Below are 24441 nucleotides of genomic sequence, written 5' to 3'. Positions count from 1 at the left end.
CCAATCTTCCCTAGGCCTTCGCCCGGGCCAGCTGCAGCGTTTGCGACAGCCGCTGCAGCTTCTCTTCCAACTCCCGGGCGGCCAGCTCGCATACGGCTTCAATGGTCGAGAATAATGCGTGCACCTGAGCCATATTTTCGGCGCGGCCGGCATCGCCGGGCTCGTTGGCAATCAGCAGCGCGGCCAGGGCTTGCAAGGCTTTGGCATTGTCTTCGAACTCCGGGTTGATGCCCACGGTGGCAAATGTAGGGATGATGGAGTGCGTGGCCGATTTCAGGGCGCTCCATTCGTTCGCCTCAATGGCCGCTTTCATGGTTTGCACCAGCTGCGGAATCTCCTGCAGGTACAGGTAAATCATCTCAGCCATGCGCGAATCGCTCTTGGTGATGCGGCGCAGGTAGTCGAAATTGACGCAGGTAACCATGGGCTGCGGCTCGGCATCCATCTGGTCCGGCTCGTCGGTGGGCTTGTTGTAGCCCGAGCTTTTCAGGTACTTGATGATTTTGCTGTAGAGCAGCTTGTCGTCGATGGGCTTCGAGATGTAGTCGTTCATGCCCACGGCTTTACATTTCTCCACGTCCACGGTGGTCACGTCGGCCGTGAGGGCGATGATGGGCACGTTGGAATGCAGCTGCGTGCGGATGTATTCAGTGGCGTCGAAGCCGTTCATCACGGGCATCTGCAAGTCCATCAGCACAATATCGAAGTGCATGGTACGCATCTTGTCGATGGCAATCTGCCCGTTGCCGGCCACTTCCATTTCGAAGCCGAAATCTTCCAACAGCGTTTTCATCAGCAACTGGTTGAGGGCAATGTCCTCCACCACCAGGATGCGCACATCTTTGAAACCGGTTTCCAGCTCCACGGTCAGGTTGGATTCCGCGTCGGCTTTTTCCAGCGTTTTATTGAAGCTCAGAATGAAGCTGAACGTGGAGCCCTTGCCCACCTTGCTTTTCACGTTGATGGTGCCGCCTTGCGGCTCCACCAGGTTTTTCACGATGGCCAGGCCCAGGCCCGTGCCGCCGTACAGGCGGCTGGTGCCGCTGGTGGCCTGCTGAAAATTATCGAACACCGTCCCCAGCTTCGACTGCTCGATGCCAATGCCGGTATCGGTCACGGCAAACTCTAGGATGACTTTTTCGGCGTCTTGCACCAGCATCCGCACGCCCACCGTGATGCTGCCCTCGCTGGTGAATTTCACGGCGTTGCTCACCAGGTTCAGAATAATTTGGTGCAGGCGCACGGGGTCGCCCACCACCACTTCCGGAATTTTCTCGTCGTATTCCATCACCAATTCCAGGTTTTTTTCCTGGATTTTGGTCTCGAACAAGTGCACCATTGCCGCCACCGAGGCCGAAAGCTTGAACGGAATCTGCTCAAACGTCATCCGGCCGGCGTCCACCTTGGCCAGGTCCAGAATGTCGTTTATCAGCACAATCAGCGTGTCGCCGCTCAGCTTGATGGCCGTGAGGTATTCCTGCTGCTTTTCGGTCAATTCCGTCTTCAGCACCACCTTCGTGAATCCGATGATGGCATTCATCGGCGTACGGATTTCGTGGCTCATGTTGCTGAGGAACTGCTGCTTGGCTTTCACGGCATCTTCGGCGATGCCGGTGGCGCTTTCGGCTTTGGCCTGGGCTTCCTCGGCCAGCACGGTGGCGCGCTCGGCGGCAATTTTGGCCTCCGTCAGCTCCGTGGCAATGCGTTTCTGGTCGGTCACGTCGCGGGCCACAATCACCACGCCCAGCACGTGCCCTTCGTCGTTTTTATACACCGAGCCGTTGAACAGCACGTCGGTCAGCTTGCCGTCTTTGTGCCGCAGCGTGAGCGGCGAATCGGCCACAGTGCCCTTGGCAAACACCTCCTGGTACACCTCGCGCGCCATCTGCGGCTCGGTGAAATAAGTGAAGAAATCGGAGCCCAAAAGCTGCTCGCGCTCAATGCCGGTGATGTACACCGTGGCCATGTTCATGTCCGTAATCTTGCCCTCGGGACTGATGGTCACCAGCGGGTCGCGGCTGGCCTCAATCAGGCTGCGGGCGTAGTTGGCAATGCGCAATTCGGCCGCCCGCTTCACCTTCTCATCGTTCTGAAAAGCCAGCTCCTTATTGGCAATCACCAATTCAGCAGCCCGCTTTTCCTTCTCGTCGTTCTGAAACGCCAGCTCAATATTGGCAATGCTGAGCTCCTGAGCGCGTTTTTCCTTCTCGTCATTTTGGAACGCCAGCTCTGTATTGGCAATGCTCAGTTCCTGCGCCCGCTTTTCCTTCTCATCGTTTTGGAACGCCAACTCGGTGTTCGCTACGCTCAACTCCTGCGCTCGTTTTTCCTTTTCGTCGTTTTGGAAAGCAAGCTCCGTGTTGGCAATGCCCAGTTCCTGCGCTCGTTTTTCCTTTTCGTCATTCTGGAAAGCGAGCTCCTCATTGGCAATGCTAAGCTCGGCGGCGCGTTTCTCTTTTTCATCATTTTGGAAGGCCAGCTCAGTGTTGGCCACGCCTAACTCCTGGGCGCGCTTTTCCTTCTCATCATTTTGGAAGGCCAGCTCCTTGTTGGCAATCACCAACTCGGCGGCGCGCTTTTCCTTCTCGTCATTTTGGAAGGCCAGTTCCTCGTTTGCAATGCTCAACTCGGCCGCACGCTTCTCTTTCTCATCATTCTGGAAAGCCAATTCTTCGTTGGCAATGCTTAGCTCATCGGCGCGTTTTTCCTTCTCGTTGTGCTGGAAAGCGAGTTCCTTGTTGGCGATGCCCAGCTCGGTGGCCCAGTTTTTCTCGGCCACTTCGCGGGCCACCAGCACCGCACCCAGCACCTGGCCGTGGTCGTCCTGGTTCACCGTGCCGTCGAGCAGCACCTCCGTGGGGGCGCCATTGGCGTGGAGCAGCGTGCAGGCCACGTTGGTGATTGCACCGGTAGCCAGCACTTCCCGGTACATCTGCTCCACCACGACGGGCTCGGCGAAATAGGCAAAGAAAACGGAGCCCATGAGCGTGTCACGGTCCACGCCCGTACTCTTAACCGCTGCCTCGTTCGTGTCAATAATGTGACCCGTCAGGTCCACGGTGACCAGCAAATCCTGGCTGGCTTCCATTAGCCGGCGGTAACGCTTTTCGCTTTCCTTCATGGGAGTAATTGGACTGGCCCGGAAGGCAAGTATTAGCTGGTTTATAATGGCGCCGACTGGTTGGAAGGCGGGACGAAAAGGCGTCTGCCCACTAAAAATCCCGGTATACCGCAGGCGGCTATAAGCTAAATCCTAAATAATTGTTTTACAGAAAAATAGCTGTATGCAAGGTAAGGCTTTTTACTCAAGTGCTGGCCGTCCTTAACGTTACTTCAGCACCATAACCTTGATGGTTACCCGGTTCGGAAATACAGATAAACGCAAGCGGGCAATTCCGGCGGGTTAGAACGGCCGCGCATTACGCCAGAAAGCCCATCCGGGCGACCGAACGGGCTTTCTTATTTGTATTTACTAAGCGCTATTTCGCGGCTGTGCCGTCGGGCTTCAGCGTGCGGCCCAGCCACTCAAAAAACACCCGCTGCCAGAGCACCGAGTTCTGCGGCTTCATCACCCAGTGGCCTTCGTTGGGCAAATACAGAAACCGGCTCGGAATCCCGCGCAGCTGCGCCGTGCCAAACGCCTCCATGGCCTGCCCCTCGGGCACCCGGAAATCCTTGCCGCCCTGGATGACCAGGATGGGCGTGTCCCAGTTTTTGGCAAACATCTGGGGGTTGAATTCCTGGTAGGATTTGGGCTGGGGCGAGTCCCAGGGCGCGCCGCCCATGTCGTGTTTGGCGAAGAACATTTCCTCGGTACTGGGGTACCAGCTCGTGAGGTTATAGAGGCCGTCGTGGGCGATGAAGGTCTTGAAACGGCCCTCGTGGTGGCCAGCCAGGAAGTACACCGAGTAGCCGCCGTAGCTGGCGCCCACGCAGCCGCGCCGGTCTTTATCGACATAGCTTTCCTTGCTCACCGCATCAATGGCCGAGAGGTAGTCCTTAATCGGCTGGCCGCCCCAGTCGCCCGAAATGGCGTCGTTCCACTCGCGGCCGAAGCCGGGCAGCCCACGTCGGTTGGGGGCCACAATGATGTAGCCGTTGGCCGCCATCAGCTGGAAATTCCAGCGGTAGCTCTGGCTTTGGGTGATGGGCGACTGCGGCCCGCCCTGGCAGTAGAGCAGCGTGGGGTACTTCTTGGCCGGGTCGAAATCGGGCGGATAAATCACGTACACCTGCATCTGCTTGCCGTCGGTGGTGGTCACGCGCCGGTCTTCCACCTTGCCGAATTTGATACCCGCCAGCTCCTGCTGGTTGATGGTGGTGAGGGGCGCTTCCTTGCCCGTTTTCAAATCCAGCCGCACGATGTCGGCAAAGGCCGAGAGGGTGGTGCGGTTGGCCACGGCCTGGTCCTTGCCCACCAGCTCAAACGCGTTGTAGTTCTGCGCGCCATTCGTAATCTGACGAATTTTACCGCCCTTGCTCGGCACCGCAAACAGCTGCTCGGCGCCCGTCACCACGGCCGCGAAGTAGATGGTTTTGCCGTCGGCGCTCCAGCGCACGTTGGCCGCGCTCAGCTCCGAGCCTTTGGTGATGTCGACGCGCTTTTTGCTGGCGAAATCATACACCACGATGCCGTTGCGGTCCGACTCGAAGCCCGGCGTGGCCATGCTCAGCCAGGCCACTTGCTTGCCATCGGGCGAGAAGTTGGGCTCGGTGTCGTAGCCGCCCAGGCCCTCGCTCAGGTTCACGGTTTTCTGGTCGTGAATGTCGTAGAGGTAGATATCCGAGTTCGTGCTCTCCGCCTCGGCGCGGCCGGTGAGCTTGCGGCTGGTGTAGGCAATGCGGTAGCCGTCGGGCGAGAAAGCCAGCTGCTCCGAGCCACCGTCGGGCATCAGGGGCGAGTCGAATTTCTCGCCGGGCATCAGGTCCTTGCCGTAGCCTTCGGGCTTGCCGTCGGTGTTCAGGGGCTGGAAGAAAACGTGGCTGGCGAGGTGGTCGTCCCACACGTTCCAGTGGCGGTAGTTCAAGTCGTCGATGATTTTGGCGTCGGCCTTGGGCAGGTCCGGGAACATATCCAGCGTGGTCGGGCTCGATTTTACGTCCTGTGTGTAGAGGATGAAATTGGCCTTCGGCGCGTATTTCAGGTTGCTCAGGCCCTGGTCGGGAAATTCGCTGAGCTTGGCTTTGCCGGTGCCGTCGGCACTCATGACGTAGAGCTGGTCGGTGCCGCTTTCGCCCGAAATGAACGTCAGTTTGCCATCGGGCCGCCAGTTCAGGGTGTTTTCCGAGCCGGGCGTGTCGGTGATTTTCTTGGGCTGCCCACCGGCCACGGGCACCGTCCAGATGTCGGCGTTGCCCTTGTTTTCGGCCAGGTTGTATTTGGTCACGGTGTAGGCCACCGTCTTGCCATCGGGCGACACCTGCATTTCGCCCAGCCGGCCCAGCTGCCACAGCTTTTCGGGGGTGAGGACGGACGATGGGGGAGGGGTTTGGGCGGCCGCTGCGAGTGGGAGCAAAGCCAGCGCGCCAAGAAAGAGCTTGTTCATGCCCGAAAATTACGGACTACCAGCACATGGCGCGGCAGTGAGCTCACTGAGGCAATATATATTATTTACTATTTAATAAGTACGTTTATACTAATCCACTTGCCCTGAACGCCATATGAAATCAGTTTTCCTCCGTCGGCTACTGCCCGCCAGCCTGTTATTCGCCGTGGCCCTGCTGCTGATTGCCGCTTCTGCCCGCGCCCAGCAGCCCGCCAGCCCCGCGCCCGCCAAGCGCAGCCTGCCGCCCATCCCCGGCCTTGGCCCCGAACCGGTCCTGCCCGCCAACCCCACCGCTGCCCAGCGGGCCGCCTACAACCGCGAAATGGCCGAGCGCACCCGCGTCCGCTGGAATTACCTGCTTACCGATTCGCTGATGCGGGCCCGGGTGCTCAACGAGCAGCCCAACGCCCTGCTGGTCGAAACCGTGAAAAACCTCAAGCCCGGCACCGCCCTCGACGCCGACATGGGCGAGGGCCGCAACGCCATTTACCTGGCCCAGCAAGGCTGGCAGGTGACGGGCGCCGACGTGGCCGAAAAAGCCCTCGATTACGCCCAAAAAAGGGCCGCCAAGCTGGGTGTGAAAATCACCACCGAAGTAGCCGACATGGCCAAATACGACTGGGGCACCAGCAAATGGGACCTCATCGTGCTGAGCTACGCCGGCGGCCGCGACTACGCCGACCGCATCATGCGCGCCCTCAAACCGGGCGGCCTGGTCGTGCTCGAAGCCTTCCACATGGACGCCACCGAGAAGCTGCAAGTGGTGGGCGGCGACTACCGCGTATTTTTCAAAACCAACGAATTGCCAAAATTATATACCGCCGCTGGCCTCAAAATCGTGCGCTACGAAGAGCCCATCGGCACTGCCGACTTCACCAAGCAGCAGTTGCGGCTGGTAAAAATGGTGGCCCAAAAGCCATTGTAGCCAGCAGTAAAATCAAAGAAAAACCTCCCACAATCGTTTGCAGGAGGTTTTTCTTTTGTAGGGTGACAGCCACTTGGTGTCGTCGAAACGGACCAAGGAATCAAATATCAGCCTTTTTTCGGCCTGAGCCGCCGGTTTTTTTTCCGCCGCCGTCGGTTTTGTTCACCGTAGCCCAGGCGCGGGCCTCGGCTTCTTTCTCCGAAACGCCTTTCTTCTCGTAGCCTTCTTCGATGTGCTCGGCCTGGCGCTTCTGCTTGTCGGTGTACTTCGATTTATCTCCCTGAGGCATGATGATGGTGAAATAAAAATGGAAAGAACACGGCCCGTAGTGTCGGGCCACCGGTTTTTTTTACGCACGAGGCAGGAGATGAGTTAGGCCGAGCTTACTACCTTCGTACCCGGTTCCGGCCATTTTCTTTTTTATATGCGCCACGTCGCCGACATCCCTCATCCCGCCGTCAAAATCACGCTCCTGGCCTGGAACGGCAAGTTCCTGCTAAAACTGGAGCAGGGCAACCTGGAGCAGACCTACAAAGTGGCCGAGCTCGACCTGCTCACCGGCTCCGATGCCGAGGTTCGCGAGTTGCTCGATGACGAGTTCCTGGCCGCCGCCATTGCCCGTTTCCAGGCCATGCGCGACGATTTGCAGGCCGCCTTCGACCGCCACGAGCTGCGCTAACCGCTGATTCAATCCCCCGCGTTATGTCTAAAATTTACTTCCTGCTGCTGATGCTGGCCGGTCTGCTTTCGGCCGCCCCGGCCGCGGCCCAGCTCTACGACGTGCGTCCCGGCGACGTGAACTACAACAAAAAGCCCCGTGCCGCCCTCAAAGTGCAGGTCGATGGCAAGGCCACCGACGTGCGCGAGTTTTTCCAGGACTGGATGAAGAGCAGCTACAACGTGAAGTTCAAGACCGGCGGCGTGCTGGGCATGGGCAAAAGCGACGTGCTGGTGGCCCGCCAAACCCCCGCCAGCACCATTTCGGGCAAGCTCGTGGATTTGTACGCCACCATCATCGCCCCGTCGGATTCGGTGTCCGAAGTCGCCATTTTCGGGGGCTTCGATGACAACACGTTCTTCGACCCCAGCAGCACCAAGGCCGAGTACGATGCCCTGCGCGCCGTGGCCCAGAACTTTGCCGGCGCTGCCCGCCTTAAGGCATACCGCGACATGATTGCCGAAGCCGAGAAGAAGCTCAAAGCCACCGAAAAGGAAAAAGACCGCCTCGAAAAGGAGCAGGCCTCGCTGAAAAGCAACACCGAAGCCAACCTGGCCCGCATCGAAGAGCTGAAGAAAAAGAACGCCGAAAACCTGCTGCAATCGCGCACCGATTCGGCCTCGCAACTCAAAAACAACAAGCTGCTCGACGAAAGCCGCCTGCGCCTGCAACGCCGCCGCGACCGCCTCTCGGCCCTCGACCGCAAAAACTAGCCCCGCCGCCGGCCGTATTCTGGTCATGGACAACCCCAACTCGCCCCTCGATACCCTCCGCCAGCTCAAGGAAATGCTGGATTCCGGGGCCATCACGCCCACCGAGTTCGAAGCCCTGAAGCAACGACTCGTGTTCACCGCGCCCGCTACGCCCACGGCGTCAGCTACTCCTGTCGCTCCCGCATCCATCGTTCCCGAGCCCGTGGTCCCGCCCACGCCGCCCGTTTTCGACCGTCCGCCCGTGGCCACAGAGCCGGTTTTGCCGCTTGTCGAAGCGTTGCCTGAGCCCGGGCCCGTGCACTTCACGGCCGGCCCCGAGCCACTGCCCGGGCCCGAACCCGCCTGGCGAACCCGCAACGAATTTCCGCCTATGGCAGAGGAGCCGGCCCGCAACCCATTGGCCTTGGTTTTTGCCATCGGCGGCGTGCTGGCCTTTCTGGCGGTGGTGCTGTATTTGAATCTGAACCGGCCGCCGTCGGAGCACATTTCCAGCACCAGCCAAACGGCGGCCGACTCGCTGGCCGCGCCCATTGAAACCGGTCCGCAGGCCGAGCCGCTGCCCGCCACCGCAGCCGCCCCCGAAACCGTGCGCGTGGCCCCCGCGCATCCCGCGCCGGTTATCCAGCCCCGCACCACGCCTACGCGTTCAGATTCTGTCGAAACTGCGTCGCCACCAACTGCTTCGGATTCGGCTGCGCGCCAATAAGCCAGCTGTTTTCACGGGCGAGCTTACTCCGATTTGCTTCAACGTGCGGGCCGTTTGGCCGTATGAAAACCCCAGCCCGCACCGGCTGGGGTTTCCTTTTGCGCTTATCCGTCCTCCTAAACACCGCAACCATGCTGCTTTCCCGACTCTTATTGCTCAACGCCGCGGCTGGTCTGCTACTGGCGGGCTGTTCATCGCCCAGCGGCAAAACCGAAACGGCCGCCACCGGCACCGCCGCCAATTCGAACAGCGCCAGCACCGATACGGCCGCCGCCCATTCGCCCCTGCAAGTGGTGGCCGAATTCACCGACCCGCAGATGGTGGGCGTGGCCGTGGCCCCGGGCGGCGAAATGTTCGCCTGCTTTCCGCGCTGGGACTACAACCCCGTGTATCCCATCGCCAAAGTCGGCCCCAACAACACCCTCACGCCATACCCCAACGCCAGCTGGTGTATGTGGAACGACTCCGTGAAATCGGAACCACTCAAACATTGGATTTGCCCCCAAACCGTATTTGCCGATAAATCCGGCATGGTCTGGATACTCGACCCCGCCGCACCCGGCCTGAAATTCACCGTGCCCGGCGGTCCCAAACTGGTGAAGACCGACCCCAAAACCGGTAAGGTTCTGCTCACCATTCCCTTTCCGGCCGATGTGGCCCCGCGCAAATCCTACCTCAACGACGTCCGCATCGACCTGCAGAACAACTACGCCTACCTAACCGAATCGGGCATGGGCGCGCTGGTGGTCACCGATTTGAAAACGCTGAAATCGCGCCGTCTGCTGGCCAAACACCCATCCACCAAAGCCGTGAAAGGCCTGGTCTTGAAAGCCGAAGGCCACCCAATGATTGACGCGCAGGGCAAGCCCGCTCAGTTCAACGCCGACGGCATCGCCCTGAGCACCGATAATGCTTACCTCTACTACTGCCCGCTCACCGGCCACACCCTCTACCGCATCAAAACCGCTGCCCTGCGTGATGCCGCTTTGAGCGAAGCCCAACTGGCCCAGCAAGTGGAAACCGTAGGCGAAATCCCCGCCTCCGACGGCCTCGAAATCGACGCCGCCAACAACGTCTATATTACGTCCTTCGAGCAAAGCGCCCTGGTGCGCCGCACGCCCGCCGGCAAAATCGAAACCGTTGCCAAAGATTCCCGCCTGCAATGGCCCGATACCTACAGCTTTGCCGCCGATGGCAACCTGTACGTGGCCAACTCCGCCATCCACAAAACCCCCAACTGGAACAAGGGCGTGGGCCAGCCCCGCCAGCCCTTCCGCATCTTCAAAATGGCTTTGCCGAAATAAGCCATTCGGCGAAATAATCAAAAATCAAAAAAGCCGCACCATAGTCAGGTGCGGCTTTTTTGTGCCTTTATAGAATAGCAATAGTTGTTTTTACAGCGCTGCCAGTGGCTGAATCTTCACGCCCTTCTGAAAAATATCGTATTTCTCGCTGGGGTGGGTCAGCACGTCCATGCAGTGGTGATGGCGGCGGTTCATGGTGTCATGAACGGTGTACACGCCGTCGAGTTTGGGCGAGATGCCGCGCACGCGCACCTTATCGCCAAAATTGAAAGGGCCGCCCCAGGGTTTCAGCAAGTCGCGCGACAGAGCCATCCAGCGCTTTTTGCTCCCATAATGCGGTTTGATGTGGGAATTGTCGGCTGTGATAAACGGCTCGTTGTCCGTTTGCCCGGGCACGGCCTGGTAGGCGGTAGCCGTCACAGTATAGGTGAGAACGTGGGTAACCATTTTTTTCGCCTTAGCTGCGTGCCGCAACATGGTTCGGTGCGGTATCAGAAACTCCTTGAGTCCCTTGGCTTCGGCGGCGGGTGCGCTATGAAAAAGCGGCGTAGTCAGGGCTGCCGCAGCAATAAATAGGTCGGCTAATAACTTAACATTGTTCATCCAATTGATATTCGTCCACCCGCCAAAATGCCCGGCGGTATAGGCCCTGTCCGGAGCTTAAAAAACGGACAGAAAATTATTAACGGTTTGATTAGTAGATAAGTTTTGATAAATCAGAATGTACAATTCGGAAATAGCTTGCACGGCGCGTTAGGGTGTTATATAGTAAAAAGTTTATATGATTCATGAGACTGCCGCGGCCTTGTGCTCCCTGCTTTCAGCTCGGTGACATGACCGTATCAGGCGGGGCTGCGTAGAAATTAAAACTCGTCATCCTGTCGTTTTTCGATAAATTGACCAGCCAAGCGACTGCACGAACCAAGTGGGGGTAAGGTCATTAGATTGACTATCAGAAAAATTTGCATACCCGCATACAGGTTTTTACCTGTGTAATAAGCCTATTACTTTTACGCAGCCTTACCTAAGCTGAATTCCCAATGGACTCTTATTCCTATATCGCCAACGCCGACGCGGCGGCCATCGAAACCCTGTATCAGGCGTACCAGCAGAACCCGGAATCGGTGGATTTCGGGTGGCGCAAGTTTTTTGAAGGGTTTGATTTCTCGCAGCAGTTCCCCGAGGGTGCGCCCGTAGTGCCCGGCGCGGCTACCAATGGCGCGCCTGCTACCAATGGCACCGCTGCTGCTGCGAAAGCTGCCACCAGCACTGCCCCGCAGGCCGACGACTACGGCGTGCTCAATACCCCTGCCTCGACCAATAATGCCCCTGGCACCCTGGCCAGCGGCGAAGTGGCGGCCGACAAGGAAACGGCCGTGCGCAACCTCATCCACGCCTACCGCAGCCGCGGTCACCTCCGCGCCAAAACCAATCCGGTGCGCGAGCGCAAGGACCGTAAGCCCCGCCTCGACCTCGCCGATTTTGGCCTGGGCGAAGCCGATTTGGATACCGTATTCCGCAACGGCGAAGTGCTGGGCCTGGGCGGGCCGGCCAAGCTGCGCGACATCGTGGCGGCGCTGGAGAAGATTTATACCGGCGCCATCGGCTTCGAGTATATGTATATCCGCGACCCGCAGGTGCTGGACTGGTTCCGCGCCAAAGTGGAGCACGACTCGTTGGCCTTCAACCCCGGCGTGGAGTACAAGAAGCGCATTCTGAAGAAGCTGAATGAGGCCGTCGTATTTGAGAACTTCCTGCATACCAAATTTTTGGGGCAGAAGCGCTTCTCGCTCGAAGGTGGCGAAACGACCATTCCCGCGCTCGATGCCATTATTGGCAAAGGCGCGGAGCTGGGCGTGAAGGAAGTGATGATTGGCATGGCCCACCGCGGCCGTCTCAACGTGTTGGCCAACATCATGGGCAAGACTTACGAGCAGATTTTCTCGGAGTTCGAAGGCACGGCCGTGCCCGACCTGACCATGGGCGACGGCGACGTGAAGTACCACATGGGCTACAGCTCGGAAGTGGAAACCAGCGGCGGCCAGAAAGTCAACCTGAAGCTGGCCCCCAACCCCTCGCACCTCGAGGCCGTGAACCCGGTGGTGGAAGGCTTCGTGCGCGCCAAAATCGAGCACCAGTACGGCGGTGATTATCACCAGATTCTGCCCATCCTCATCCACGGCGACGCGGCCTTGGCCGGCCAGGGCATTGGCTACGAGGTGACGCAGATGTCGCAGCTGGAAGGCTACAAGACGGGCGGCACTATCCACTTCGTGATTAACAACCAGGTGGGCTTCACCACCGATTTTGAAGACGCCCGCTCGTCGATTTACTCGACGGATTTGGCCAAAATCATTGATGCGCCGGTGGTGCACGTGAACGGCGATAACCCCGAAGCCGTGGTATTTGCCGTGCAGCTGGCCACCGAGTACCGCCAGCAATTCCACGCCGATATCTTTATCGACATGGTGTGCTACCGCCGCCACGGCCACAACGAGTCGGATGAGCCCAAGTTCACGCAGCCTACGCTCTACAACCTCATCTCGAAGCACCAGAACCCCCGCGAAGTATATAACGCCATGCTGGTGCAGCGCGGTGACGTAGACGCCGAACTGGCTGCCCAGATGGACAAGGAGTTCCGCGATACGCTCCAGGCCCGCCTCGATTTGGTGAAGCAGGCTCCACTTCCTTATAAGTACCAGGCGCTGGAAAATGAGTGGCGCAGCCTGCGTCGCAGCACACCGGAGGATTTTGAAAAGTCGCCTGAAACTGGCATTTCGGCCGAAACGGTGGAGAAGGTGGCCAAAGCCCTGACCACGATTCCGGAAGGTTTCAAGCCCATCAAGCAGATTGATAACCTGCTAAAGGAGCGCCGCAAAATGTTCTACGAAACGCGCGTGCTGAACTGGGCCGCTGGCGAATTATTGGCCTACGGCTCGCTGCTGAGCGAGAAGCACATTGTGCGCGTGAGCGGCCAGGACGTGCAGCGCGGCACCTTCTCGCACCGCCACGCGGTGTTGCACGACGCCGAAACGTCGGCGCCGTACAACTCGCTCAACTTCATGGAGGGCGAGAACGAGAAACTCAGCATCTACAACTCGCTGCTGAGCGAGTACGCGGTGCTGGGCTTTGAATTCGGGTACGGTATGGCCAACCCCACGGCCCTGGTGATTTGGGAAGCGCAATTCGGCGACTTCGCCAACGGCGCCCAGACCATGATTGACCAGTTTGTGGTGAGCTCCGAGAGCAAGTGGCAGCGCATGAACGGACTCGTGATGCAACTGCCCCACGGCTACGAAGGCCAAGGCCCGGAGCACTCCAACGCCCGTCCTGAGCGGTTCCTGCAGCTCGCCGCTGAAAACAACATCGTGGTGGCCAACATCACCACGCCGGCCAACTTCTTCCACGCCCTGCGCCGTCAGCTCACCTGGAGCTTCCGCAAGCCGCTGGTGGTGATGTCGCCGAAGTCGATGCTGCGCCACCCGCTGTGCGTGTCGCCGGTGGAGGAGTTCACCAGCGGGCATTTCCGCGAGGTACTGGGCGACGACTTTGCCGAAGCCAAAAAGGTGAAGCGCGTGCTGCTGTGCTCGGGCAAGGTTTACTATGACCTGTTGGACGAGCAGCGCAATTCTGACCGCAAGGACGTGGCCATCGTGCGCATGGAGCAGTTGCATCCCTTCCCCAAAAAGCAGCTTGACGCCGAGCTGGCCAAGTACCCCAAAGCCAAGGTGTACTGGGTGCAGGAAGAGCCCGAAAACATGGGCTACTGGAATTTCATGCTCCGCTACATGCGCCGCGAGCTGGAAGACGTGATTGCGCGCAAGCCCTCGGCCTCGCCGGCCACCGGCTACAACAAAATCCACGTTAAAGAGCAGAAAGAGCTTGTAGCCCGCGCCTTCGACAAGCCCAAAGAGGCCGTGGCTGATGCCAACATCAAAGCCACGGTGGAAGTAGCCAAGAAGGAGGAATAGCCGGTGTGGTAAGCGTTGGCTTGCCGTACCAGCCCTTTGCGCTGCCCATTTCATATCAACATCAGAAGAAACTACACTTTCCCACGCCACCCTAGTTTATGGCCCTCGAAATCAAAATTCCCGCCGTTGGCGAATCCATCACCGAAGTCACCATTGCCAAGTGGCTCAAAAAAGACGGCGAGGCCGTGAAACGCGACGAGGTTATTGCCGAGCTTGAATCGGACAAGGCCACGTTTGAACTGCCTGCCGAAGCCGACGGCGTCCTGAAAATCCGCGTGGCCGAAGGCGAAACCATCGGTATCGGTACCGTGATTGCTGATTTGGACGGTGCCGCCGCTGGTGCGGCTCCGGCTCCGGCCGCCGCTGCGCCTGCCCCGGCGGCCAGCGTTTCGGCTGCTGACCCCATCAACAAAGGCGAGGAAAACCCCGCCGCCAGCGACCAAGCCGGCTACGGCGGCACGCCAGCAGGTGGCGCGGCTCCGGCCGCCGCTCCCGCCGCTGGCGGTGGCTCGGTGGAAATGAAAATTCCGGCCGTGGGCGAATCCATCACGGAAGTGACGGTGGCCAAATGGCTGAAAGAAGACGGTGCCCAGGTGAGCCGCGACGAGGTTATTGCCGAACTGGAATCGGACAAAGCCACGTTCGAGCTGCCCGCCGAAGCGGCCGGCACCCTGCGCCACGCCGTGAAGGAAGGCGAAACCATCAGCATCGGGGCCGTGATTGCACGCATCGAAGGCGGTAGCGGCGCAGCTGCTCCGGCTCCGGCTGCTACTCCGGCGGCAACTGCCGCTGCTCCCGTGGCAGCGCTGGCTTCGGCCCCCGCGGCTGGTGGCGCAGCTACTTATGCTACCGGCGTGCCTTCGCCAGCTGCTGGCAAGATTCTCGGGGAGAAAGGCATTGCTGCCGTTGATGTGGCCGGTACCGGCCGCGATGGCCGCATCACCAAAGAGGATGCCCAGAATGCTCAGGCCAAGTCCGCTGCTGCGGCTCCGGCGGCAGCGCCGGCTGCTTCGGCTCCCGCTGTTGTGGCTCCGGCCGCGCCTGCTACGGGCGGCAGCCGCGAAGTGCGCCGCGAGCGCATGAGCAATCTACGCAAAACGGTGGCCCGCCGCCTGGTGACGGTGAAGAACGAGACGGCTATGCTCACCACCTTCAACGAGGTGAACATGCAGCCCATCATGGACCTGCGCAACAAGTTCAAAGACAAATTCAAAGAGAAAAACGGCGTGGGCTTGGGCTTCATGTCCTTCTTCACCAAAGCCGTGTGTGTGGCCCTGAAAGAATGGCCCGCCGTGAATGCCCAGATTGACAACGGCGAAATCGTGTATTCCGACTTTGCAGACATCAGCATCGCCGTATCGGCCCCCAAAGGCCTGGTGGTGCCCGTGATTCGCAACGCCGAGCAGCTGAGCTTCGACGGCATCGAGAAGGAAGTGGTGCGCCTGGCCGGCCTGGCCCGTGACAACAAGCTCACCATCGAGCAGATGAGCGGTGGCACGTTCACCATCACCAACGGCGGCGTATTCGGCTCCATGCTCAGCACCCCGATTATCAACGCGCCGCAGTCGGCCATTCTGGGCATGCACAACATCATCCAGCGCCCCGTGGCCGAGAACGGGCAGGTCGTGATTCGTCCCATGATGTACCTGGCCCTGAGCTACGACCACCGCATCATCGACGGCCGCGAGTCGGTGTCGTTCCTGGTGCGCGTGAAGGAGTTGCTTGAAGACCCCACCCGTTTGCTGCTGGGCGTATAAGCTTCGTGGAATAGATTGGAAAGCGGCCGGCATTGATTGTCGGCCGCTTTTTTCATGTTCGGGCCAGCCCAATTTTGCTGGTTGGCGTTTAAGGACATTCTCTTCCCTGTACTATGAAAAAATCGACCAAGACGCATCGTTCCGCTAAATTCTGGCCCGTGATGGGCTTCGCCACCATCGCCGGGATGCGCAGCATGAGCGCGCCGGCCTTCCTCAGCCATTACCTCTCGCGGCAGCCGCATGCCGGTCTGGAGAGGTCGCCACTGCGGTTTTTGCAAAAGCCCGTGACCGCGCAAATCCTGAAAGCCCTCGCTGCTGGTGAGATGGTGATGGATAAGCTGCCCACCACGCCCAACCGCACGGCTCCGCCGGTGCTACTGGGCCGGTTGTGCTCGGGCGCGCTGGTAGGGGCGGCTTGGTACAAGTCGCGCCACGGCAGCGCCCTGAGCGGCGGCGTGCTGGGCGGCCTGGCCGCGGTGGCTGCCACGTTTGTGAGCTTCGCGCTGCGCACGGGCATCAGCAAGCAGACGAACACGCCCATCGCGCTGGTGGGCGTGGGCGAGGATGCGCTGGTGGTAGGCAGTGGCGCGGCCCTGCTGCGCGGCGTGCAGCCGGCGCACGGCGAATGGCGGCCGCTGTAAAACCCTAGCCGCCGAGCAGGGAGAGCGGGTTCGGCGTCATGCGGTGCTCGAACATGGCCCCGATGTGCTGGGCTTTGGTTTTGGCTTCGTCGGCTTTGGGGCCGAGGAAAAGGGCATCGACGGAAGCGGTGAACAGCGCCAGCCATCGCTGAAAGTGGGCTGATTGAATGGGCAGCGGAAAGTGCCGGGCCATGGGCCGCCCCTTGTAGCGGCTGGTGCCCAGCAGCACGCTGCTCCAGAAATCGTACATCTTGGGCAGGTGGGCCTGCCAGTCCACCTGCGCTACGTCGTGGAAAATTGGACGCAGCAAGTCGTCGGCATCGACGCGGGCGTAGAAGGCATCAACCAGTTGGATGATGTCGGCTTCGGTGTGCAGGTCGGGGAGGAGGGAAGACATGGCGTTAATGATTAATGGTTAATGGTGAACGGCTAATAATATGAACTGAGGCATCGGGGGTTCATTAACCATTAACCACTATCACCCGGCTTTTCGTCGCCCGCCCAGCAGCACCAGCGCCACGGCCAGCACGATGAGCGCCGCGCCGCCCAGCATCTCGGGGTTCAGGCTTTCGCCGGCGAAGGCCCAGCCCAGCAGCACGGCCACTACGGGGTTCACGAAAGCATACGTGCCCGCCAAAGCCGGCTCCACGGCCCGTAGCAGCCAGATATAGGCCGTGAACGCCACAATGGAGCCGAACGTGACCAGATAAGCATACGCCACCCACGACTTGGTGGTAACCTGTGCCAGCGTGAAGCCATCGGCCTCGCCCCGTACGAAACCCACGATGAGCATGGCCACGCCGCCGCACAGCATCTGCATGCCGCCCGAGGCGAAGGGCGACGGCGCGGGCTGGTGATTCTTGGCATAGAGCGAACCGATGGACCATACCAGCGAGGCCACCAGCACGACAACCATGCCCAGGCCCTGGTGGCCCGGTATCTTCACCGGGGTGGCTGTGGGGTGCGCTGCCAGCAGGTACATGCCCGCCATGCCCGCGCCCAGCCCCAGCGCTACCCACTTGGTGGGCCGGGCCGAAACGCCGCTCAGCCACCCCAGTACGGCCAGAAACATGGGCACTGTGGCCACCAGCAGCGCCGTGATGCCGCTGGGCAGATACATCACGCCCAGTGTGGTGCCGCCGTTGCCAAACCCCAGCAAACACACCCCGATAAACACCGCGTAGCCCCAGCCGCGCAGCGTGGGCGCAGGCTCGCCGCGCCAGCGCATGAAGCCGTAGAGCAACCCGCCTGCGATGCCGTAGCGCGTGCCGGCCATGAGCAGCGGCGGCATGCTGGCCACGGCGAATTTCATCACCAGATAAGTAGAGCCCCAGATGAGGTAAACCAGCGCAAAGGCTGTGAATAGCGCGGCCTTGGAGGGCGCGGCGGTAGAAGTGGGGTCGGACATAAAATCACCAAGAACTGCCACAAAATTACGCCCGGCTTGTAGCACGAACTTTTCGTTCACGCTACTATTTGCGCTGCGCAAACGCTGGTCTTGCTACTTGCTGTTGTTGCTTTGTATGATGAACAAAGCGAAATTTCTCCTCCCGCTGCTGGCATTGCTGGCGCTGCTGAATCCCGCCGCCGCCCAGCTGCTCCAGCCCAAGGCCGATTTCACCCGCGCCGACACCCTGCGCGGCAGCCTCACCACGCCGCTGCGCACCTGCTACGATATCAACTACTACCACCTCGACGTGAAGGTGGACCCGGCCAAGCGCTTCATCAGCGGCTCCAACCTTTTCCGGTTCACCGCCACACGTGATTTCACGCGGCTGCAATTCGACCTCTTTGCCAACCTGCAAGTCGATAAGGTGCTCTATCATGGCAAGGACGTGCCCTTCACCCGCGAGGTCAACGCGGTGTTCGTCACCTTTCCGAAGCCGATTCCGCAGGGCAGCAAGGACGAGTTCACCGTGCAGTATTCCGGCAACCCCACGGTGGCCAAAAAAGCCCCCTGGGATGGCGGCCTGGTTTTCACCACCGATGCCGCCGGCAAGCCCTGGGTGGCCAGCGCCTGCCAGGGCGTGGGCGCCAGCATCTGGTGGCCCACCAAAGACCAGCAGGCCGACGAGGTCGATTCCATGCTCATCAGCGTGAGCGTGCCGCAGGGTTTGAAGGACGTTTCCAACGGCCGCCTGCGCAAAACCACCAAGCTCAAAGACGGCTACACCCGCTTCGACTGGGCCGTGCGCAACCCCATCAACAACTACGACGTGGCCCTGAACGTGGGCGACTACCAGCATTTCTACGACTCGTACCAAGGCGAGAAAGGGCCGCTTACGCTTGATTACTGGGTCTTGCCCGAGAACCTGGCCAAGGCCAAAACCCAGTTTGCCGCCAACGTGAAACCCATGCTGAAATCCATGGAAAGCTGGTTTGGCCCGTACCCGTGGTACCAGGATGGCTACAAACTAGTGGATGCCCCGCACTTGGGCATGGAGCACCAGAGCGCCGTGGCCTATGGCAACAAATACCAGAACGGCTACCTCGGCAAGGACCGTAGCAATACCGGGTGGGGCCTGAAGTGGGATTTTATTATCATCCACGAAAGCGGCCACGAGTGGTTCGGCAACAACATCACCAGCCGGGACATCGCCGATATGTGGGTGCACGAAAGCTTCACCACCTACTCCGAAGCCCTGTTTGTGGAAAGCCAGTTTGGCAAGCAGGCTGGCCAGGAATACATCCACGGCCAGCGCCGCAACATCTCGAACGACTCGCCTATTATCGGCACCTACGGCGTAAACAAGGAAGGCTCCGGCGACATGTACGACAAGGGCAGCATGATGCTCAACACCATCCGTACCGTGCTCAACGACGATGCCAAGTGGCGGCAGCTGCTGCGTGGCCTCTCGGCCAAGTTCTACCACCAGACCGTGACCGGCCAGCAGGTTATCGACTATTTCAACCAGGAAAGCGGCCGCGATTTCACCAAAATATTCGCCCAGTACCAGCAGCACCGCAACATTCCCACGCTGGAAATCCGCTTCGAGGACGGCAAAACCCTGGCCCGCTGGATAGCCGACGTGGACAAGTTCGACATGCCGGTGCGGGTGCGCCTGAAGGGCGGCGAATACCAGTTCATCAAGCCCAGCACCCGGTTCGCGGAGATGAAGGAGCTGGCGGGTGCCACCAAGGAAAATCTGGAAGTGGACACGTTCAACTTCTACATCGGCGTGCTGGTTGACTGAATGTATCGTGGTCGTACCCGAAGGGACTTGCAGAGTCCCTTCGGGTACGACCACGATACAAAAAACCGCTTCACCCGTATCCGCTGTGCCTTACCTTCGCACGAGCGTACAATCATAGAATACCCTCCTCATGAATCAATACGACGTCACCGTCATCGGCTCCGGCCCGGGCGGCTATGTAGCGGCCATCCGCTGCGCCCAGCTCGGCCTCAAAACGGCCATCATCGAGAAATACCCCACCCTGGGCGGTACCTGCCTCAACGTGGGCTGCATCCCCAGCAAGGCCCTGCTCGACTCCTCCGAGCACTACCACAATGCTCATTCGGTATTTGCCGAGCACGGCATTGGCCTCGACAACCTGACGGTGGACATGAACCGCATGATTGACCGCAAGGGCGGCGTGGTGAAGGCCAACGTGGACGGCATTTCCTACTTGATGAAGAAGAACAAAATCGACGTCATCACCGGCGTCGGTTCGTTCGTGGATAAAAACCACATTAGCATCGTGCCCCGCGAAGGCGGCGAAGCCCAGCAGATTGAAACCAAGAACGTCATCATCGCCACCGGCTCCAAGCCCACGGTGCTGCCGTTCATCGCCCAGGACAAGGAGCGCATCATCACCAGCACCGAGGCCCTGAACATCCGCGAAGTGCCCAAGCACATGATTGTGATTGGCGGCGGCGTGATTGGCCTCGAAATGGCTTCCGTGTACGCCCGCCTCGGCGCGAAAGTCTCGGTGATTGAATTCCTCGATTCGCTCATCCCGACCATGGACCGCGGCCTCGGCAAGGAGCTGAAGCGCGTGCTGGGCAAAATCGGCATCGAATTTTTCCTGAGCCACAAAGTGACCGGCGCCACCCGCGCGGGCGACAGCGTGACCGTGACCGCCACCAACCCGAAAGGGGAGGAGGTGAAATTTGAGGGCGATTACTGCCTGGTGGCGGTGGGCCGCGTGCCCTACACCGCCGGCCTCAACCTGGAAGCCGCGGGCGTTGAAATGGAAGAGCGCGGCCGCATCAAGGTCGACGAGCACCTGCAAACCAACGTGCCCGGCATCTACGCCATCGGCGACGTGATTCGGGGCGCCATGCTGGCCCACAAGGCCGAGGAAGAAGGCGTGTTCGTGGCCGAAACCATCGTGGGCCAGAAGCCGCACATCAACTACCTGCTTATCCCCGGCGTGGTGTACACCTGGCCCGAAGTGGCGGGCGTGGGCTACACCGAGGAGCAGCTCAAGGAGCAGGGCAAGGCCTACAAAATCGGCAGCTTCCCCTTCAAAGCCAGCGGCCGCGCCCGCGCCAGCGGCGACACCGACGGCTTCGTGAAGGTGCTGGCCGACAAAACCACCGACGAAATCCTGGGCGTGCACATGATTGGCCCGCGCATTGCCGACCTCATCGCCGAAGCCGTGACCGCCATGGAGTTCCGCGCCTCCGCCGAGGACGTGGCCCGTATGAGCCACTCGCACCCCACCTACGCCGAGGCCATGAAAGAAGCGTGTTTGGCGGCTACGGAGAACCGGGCTATTCACATGTAATTGTTGCCGCCCAGCGGCAGAAACGGAAAGAGGCTGAAGCTACGGGAGCTTCAGCCTCTTTTGCGTTTGTTGTTGTGGTTGCAGATTTAATAGGTTGATAGTATCTTAATGGCAATATGCCATATTAAGATACTATCAACCTCAACTGGACTATTTTGAAAGTGTCATTAATACTTCATCAACCCGGTCGGCGATTATTTTGTGATAGTCACCAGCATTGTCTTTGAGTTTGAGCATTTCTTTTAAATCATCGTCAGAAAGTGATATTATTAACTTGCCACTTTCACGTAATGCTCCGCATATTGCCTTGTTTGCGTTGGTGCTAGCGCCTTTTCTAGAAATTATTATTGCAATTCTTCTGAAAGCTGTATGGTATAGGTACTTTTCAGTGCTGTATATTTCCTTTTGTTTAATAGTAGATTGGTAGTTTTTAAATTCAAATATTAGGAATCTGCTATTAAAATCAAGTCCTAGTGACCTAATTACATCATTGTCGGATTTGATTTTTGCAATTAAATCGAAGCGGTGTAATCCGTCAGTTGTGGTGTTTTGCTTAGTCCATTTGTCGAAATCTTCCGCAAAAAGATGCTCTAATATCGCTTGACAAAGCTTTTCATATGATGCGGCATCTTCCCGGCCAGGCAAAATGTTGGCAAGTCTTCTAGATAAATTTTCGCCTTCGTCAAGTAATATGTTGTCAATTTTCAGAATTCTATTATGCCGTTTTAAATGCTGATTAAAATCAAATTCGGCTAGGTCTGATAGGCCGGTGTATATGTCTTCTGCCAGTAATTGTTTGGTTTCTAATAGTACATCGTCCAACTCACTTCTTAAAGAAGGTTTTCCATCTGTCAGTTTATGTAGGATATTCCTGTCAATTATGATGACACCTGCTTTATCTTCAATCGTAGTACGCATAAGCGGTTCTACAATTGAGGAGGTGATTAAAATGCCTCTTGTGGCTATGTGATTAATATTGATAGCGTTCGATAAAATATAGGCAGCTCTTTCTATGCTTTTTATATCTGTATTCTTTGTGGTATATAACTTGACAATTATGGCAAATTTTTCCGTGGCAATATCTTCCGCTTCCCAATTAGCAAATAAGTCTATATTATTGGCTCTTAGATTATGTATGACTTTGAAGTTAATGGTTTTAAGTAGTTTTTCAATGAATACTTCGAATTTTTGAAATGTTGATGATGTTTTTTCCATGGTGATTTTAGTTTGGGATGATATGTGTTTGTAAAAGTAGCGTGAATTTTAAATGCACATGCTGCCTGTATGAACGATATAGATTCATAGTTGCAAATTGTCGTTAGCTCAAGTTAAACAGCCGCTCACCGCTTCCCTGACACCGCCAGCGGCTTCCCGATGCCCGCCAACTGCTTCCGGACCACAAACCTTCCCTTCCGGACCCTCGCCAACCGTTTCCGGACGCTCGCCAAACGCTTCCGGACCACAAACCTTGGCATCCGGAGCCTCGCCAAACGCTTCCGGATGCCCGCCAACCGTTTCGGGACGCCCGCCAACCGTTTCCGGACCACAAACCTTCCGTCCGGACAACAAACCTTCCCTCCGGACCACAAACCTTCAATCAGTGGTCGTAGCTCACGACGCGGGTGATGCGCCAGGTGCCGGCCTGCTGCTGCCACACCATCACGAACTTGGAGTTGCCGCAGTCCTCGCGGCCGTTTTCCATGTGGCAAAACCGTTGCGTGGCGATGTGCATGGCCCCGTAGTCTTTCACGGGGTACACTTCCAGGGTGCCCGGCACCAGCGTGCGGGTGATGTCGGGGCTTTGGGCAAACAGGCGCGCGAAGCCTTCTTTGGTCTGGGCGAAGTTGCCCAGGCCGCCTTTATCGTGGTAAAACTCCAGGTTATCGGCGAAGTAGGCCATGAGCTTGTTCACGTCGTGGGCGTTGAAGGCGGCAAACATTTCCGTGTCCAGCCGGGCCACCGTTTGGTAGAGCGCATCCTTGGTAAGTGGCTTCGGGGCCGGGGCCGCTGGCATCGGTTTGGCCGGCTCGGCTTTGCGCGGCGGGCTTTGGGCGCGGGCGGTGGTGGCCGAAAGAGCCGAAAGCAGCAGGAAAACTACGAGGGGACGACGCATGGCAGGAGCGGGAATTGTTACGCTAAATATAGAAGTTGTTCACGTCAGATTGTTCTGGAAAGTGTAGCGGCACGCCCCCTTGCGTCGCTACATCCGCCCGTCCCCATCTTTGCCTCATGCTTTCCGAACCCACCTACCTTACGGCCCGCATGGCCGCCCCCATGATTGAAGCTCACTTTGCGCGGCACCGGGGGGCCAGCATGGAGGACAAAACCCGCCTCGCCTCCCCGCCCGAAGCGCAGTGGGTGGAAGCCGTAATTGACGCGGCCTTTTGGGCCAGTCTGCGTCGGGAGGAGGGGCATCCGCCGCGCATTTCGCTGGCCCTGCTGCCGCCCGAGCAAACCCGGCGGCCGCTGCTCTTCGGCCACAAGCGCCGCCTCACACCTTACAACCTGCTCAAACTGGCCCCTGCCGTGGAGCAGCCCGGCATTCACCTCGGGGTGTGGCACGATGCCGACGGCCTCTACCTGTGGGGCACCACCAATTCCATTCCCCCGCTGTGCTTGGTGCTCGAAGTGGTAGAACCTGGCCTGCTGGTGGTGAAGCACCGCCGCATCGGCGGCTTCGGCAAGTATGTGAACGTGGCCGTGCTGCGCGGCGACCGCCTGCAACTCGTGGACGAAGAGCACGGCGGCCTGAGCGACTGCCCGGCCCTGCGCGCCTTTCTGCCCGGCCGGAGCCTGCCTTCGGCCGGCTCCGGCGAGGCCGACAACGTGCTGCTGGAACTGGCCGCCGCCATGCGCGCCCACGGCCGCGGCGGTCTGGTGCTGGTGGTGCCGCCCGGCTCCGATAAGTGGCTGGAGTCGGTGGTGCACCCGCTCACGTACCCGGTGGCGCCGAGCTACAAGGGCATCACGCTGCGGCGGCGCCCGGGGCAGTCGCGCCGTCGTCGGCAGGACGTTTTGCACCGCAGCATCGGCGTAGTGGGCGGCTTCACCGCCGTGGACGGCGCCACGGTCATCACCCAGGACTACCACCTGCTGGCCTTTGGGGCGAAGGTGACGCGGGCCAGCACCAGCACCCCCGTGGGCATGATGATGCTCACCGAACCGGTAGTGGGCAGCGAGGCCCTGCAACTGCACCCGGCCCAGAACGGCGGCACCCGCCACCTGGCCGCCGCCCAGTTTGTGCACGACCAGCACGATGCCATTGCCCTGGTGGCATCGGTAGATGGGTTTTTTACGGTCTTCGCGTGGTCGGAGTCCTTGCAGCAGGTGCACGCGCACAAGATTGACGTGCTGCTGCTGTGAAGAGCTAGCACTTGCCTTACCAAAATGGCAACCTTCCGGCTGCCCCTTGCGAATACCCTAAAATAG

The 24441-nt window shown here is 59.1% G+C and carries 19 protein-coding genes; 11 read left to right on the top strand and 8 right to left on the bottom strand.

The features are described from left to right. Positions 1 to 10: 10 nt before the first annotated feature. Together ACYU7Q_RS10015 and ACYU7Q_RS10010 are read right to left on the bottom strand one after the other, a co-directional pair. Positions 11 to 3121 (bottom strand): hybrid sensor histidine kinase/response regulator, encoded by a 3111-nt coding sequence (locus ACYU7Q_RS10015; protein ID WP_460609315.1) that lies wholly within the window; start codon positions 3119 to 3121, stop codon positions 11 to 13. A gap of 358 nt (positions 3122 to 3479) precedes the next feature. Then, positions 3480 to 5546: an alpha/beta hydrolase family protein gene (locus ACYU7Q_RS10010; protein ID WP_460609314.1), complete on the bottom strand. Its 2067-nt coding sequence runs from the start codon at positions 5544 to 5546 to the stop codon at positions 3480 to 3482. Positions 5547 to 5661: 115 nt separating this feature from the next. Here ACYU7Q_RS10010 and ACYU7Q_RS10005 point away from each other — a divergent pair, with 115 nt between their 5' ends. Continuing rightward, positions 5662 to 6471 (top strand): class I SAM-dependent methyltransferase, encoded by an 810-nt coding sequence (locus tag ACYU7Q_RS10005; RefSeq protein WP_460609313.1) that lies wholly within the window; start codon positions 5662 to 5664, stop codon positions 6469 to 6471. 100 nt (positions 6472 to 6571) lie between these two features. Here ACYU7Q_RS10005 and ACYU7Q_RS10000 read toward each other — a convergent pair whose 3' ends face one another. Continuing rightward, positions 6572 to 6760 (bottom strand): hypothetical protein, encoded by a 189-nt coding sequence (locus tag ACYU7Q_RS10000; protein WP_460609312.1) that lies wholly within the window; start codon positions 6758 to 6760, stop codon positions 6572 to 6574. A 135-nt stretch (positions 6761 to 6895) separates the two neighbouring features. Here ACYU7Q_RS10000 and ACYU7Q_RS09995 point away from each other — a divergent pair, with 135 nt between their 5' ends. The 4 genes from ACYU7Q_RS09995 (at position 6896) to ACYU7Q_RS09980 (ending at position 9912) form a co-directional block, all read left to right on the top strand. Further along, on the top strand, positions 6896 to 7150 hold the full coding sequence (locus ACYU7Q_RS09995; protein ID WP_198075081.1) for a hypothetical protein: 255 nt from the start codon (positions 6896 to 6898) through the stop codon (positions 7148 to 7150). A gap of 23 nt (positions 7151 to 7173) precedes the next feature. Next, entirely contained in the window at positions 7174 to 7902 is a 729-nt protein-coding gene (locus tag ACYU7Q_RS09990) for a hypothetical protein (RefSeq protein WP_460609311.1), read from the top strand. A 25-nt stretch (positions 7903 to 7927) separates the two neighbouring features. Further along, positions 7928 to 8608, top strand: coding sequence for an SHOCT domain-containing protein (locus ACYU7Q_RS09985; RefSeq protein ID WP_460609310.1), 681 nt, complete (start codon positions 7928 to 7930; stop codon positions 8606 to 8608). Positions 8609 to 8739: 131 nt separating this feature from the next. Beyond that, the gene (locus ACYU7Q_RS09980; protein WP_460609309.1) at positions 8740 to 9912 is read left to right on the top strand and encodes an NHL repeat-containing protein; all 1173 of its coding nucleotides are present in this window, start codon (positions 8740 to 8742) and stop codon (positions 9910 to 9912) included. Between the two features lie 90 nt (positions 9913 to 10002). Here the strand turns inward: ACYU7Q_RS09980 and ACYU7Q_RS09975 are convergent, their stop codons facing one another. Then, the gene (locus ACYU7Q_RS09975) at positions 10003 to 10359 is read right to left on the bottom strand and encodes a hypothetical protein (RefSeq protein ID WP_460609308.1); all 357 of its coding nucleotides are present in this window, start codon (positions 10357 to 10359) and stop codon (positions 10003 to 10005) included. Positions 10360 to 10952: 593 nt separating this feature from the next. Between ACYU7Q_RS09975 and ACYU7Q_RS09970 the strand changes: the two genes are divergently transcribed. The 3 genes from ACYU7Q_RS09970 (at position 10953) to ACYU7Q_RS09960 (ending at position 16281) form a co-directional block, all read left to right on the top strand. After that, positions 10953 to 13883, top strand: coding sequence for a 2-oxoglutarate dehydrogenase family protein (locus tag ACYU7Q_RS09970; RefSeq protein ID WP_460609307.1), 2931 nt, complete (start codon positions 10953 to 10955; stop codon positions 13881 to 13883). Between the two features lie 98 nt (positions 13884 to 13981). Then, a complete protein-coding gene (gene odhB, locus ACYU7Q_RS09965; protein ID WP_460609306.1) occupies positions 13982 to 15640 on the top strand; it encodes a 2-oxoglutarate dehydrogenase complex dihydrolipoyllysine-residue succinyltransferase in 1659 nt (552 codons plus the stop codon). Between the two features lie 113 nt (positions 15641 to 15753). After that, positions 15754 to 16281, top strand: coding sequence for a DUF4126 family protein (locus ACYU7Q_RS09960; protein WP_460609305.1), 528 nt, complete (start codon positions 15754 to 15756; stop codon positions 16279 to 16281). A gap of 4 nt (positions 16282 to 16285) precedes the next feature. Here the strand turns inward: ACYU7Q_RS09960 and ACYU7Q_RS09955 are convergent, their stop codons facing one another. Then, positions 16286 to 16678 (bottom strand): group III truncated hemoglobin, encoded by a 393-nt coding sequence (locus ACYU7Q_RS09955; RefSeq protein ID WP_460609304.1) that lies wholly within the window; start codon positions 16676 to 16678, stop codon positions 16286 to 16288. Positions 16679 to 16759: 81 nt separating this feature from the next. After that, on the bottom strand, positions 16760 to 17689 hold the full coding sequence (locus ACYU7Q_RS09950; protein WP_460609303.1) for a DMT family transporter: 930 nt from the start codon (positions 17687 to 17689) through the stop codon (positions 16760 to 16762). 118 nt (positions 17690 to 17807) lie between these two features. Between ACYU7Q_RS09950 and ACYU7Q_RS09945 the strand changes: the two genes are divergently transcribed. Together ACYU7Q_RS09945 and lpdA are read left to right on the top strand one after the other, a co-directional pair. Further along, the gene (locus tag ACYU7Q_RS09945; protein WP_460609302.1) at positions 17808 to 19475 is read left to right on the top strand and encodes a M1 family metallopeptidase; all 1668 of its coding nucleotides are present in this window, start codon (positions 17808 to 17810) and stop codon (positions 19473 to 19475) included. Between the two features lie 130 nt (positions 19476 to 19605). Beyond that, the gene (gene lpdA / locus ACYU7Q_RS09940; RefSeq protein WP_460609301.1) at positions 19606 to 21012 is read left to right on the top strand and encodes an NAD(P)/FAD-dependent oxidoreductase; all 1407 of its coding nucleotides are present in this window, start codon (positions 19606 to 19608) and stop codon (positions 21010 to 21012) included. Positions 21013 to 21162: 150 nt separating this feature from the next. Here the strand turns inward: lpdA and ACYU7Q_RS09935 are convergent, their stop codons facing one another. Together ACYU7Q_RS09935 and ACYU7Q_RS09930 are read right to left on the bottom strand one after the other, a co-directional pair. Continuing rightward, the gene (locus ACYU7Q_RS09935; RefSeq protein ID WP_460609300.1) at positions 21163 to 22227 is read right to left on the bottom strand and encodes a restriction endonuclease; all 1065 of its coding nucleotides are present in this window, start codon (positions 22225 to 22227) and stop codon (positions 21163 to 21165) included. Positions 22228 to 22609: 382 nt separating this feature from the next. Next, a complete protein-coding gene (locus tag ACYU7Q_RS09930) occupies positions 22610 to 23125 on the bottom strand; it encodes a nuclear transport factor 2 family protein (RefSeq protein WP_460609299.1) in 516 nt (171 codons plus the stop codon). Positions 23126 to 23241: 116 nt separating this feature from the next. Here ACYU7Q_RS09930 and ACYU7Q_RS09925 point away from each other — a divergent pair, with 116 nt between their 5' ends. Further along, positions 23242 to 24375, top strand: coding sequence for a putative sensor domain DACNV-containing protein (locus ACYU7Q_RS09925; RefSeq protein WP_460609298.1), 1134 nt, complete (start codon positions 23242 to 23244; stop codon positions 24373 to 24375). Positions 24376 to 24441: the final 66 nt, after the last annotated feature.

The sequence above is a fragment of the Hymenobacter terrigena genome, from assembly GCF_054776515.1.
The sequence above is the reverse complement of the archived record's forward strand: the minus strand, read 5'-3'. Positions and strand labels throughout refer to the sequence as shown.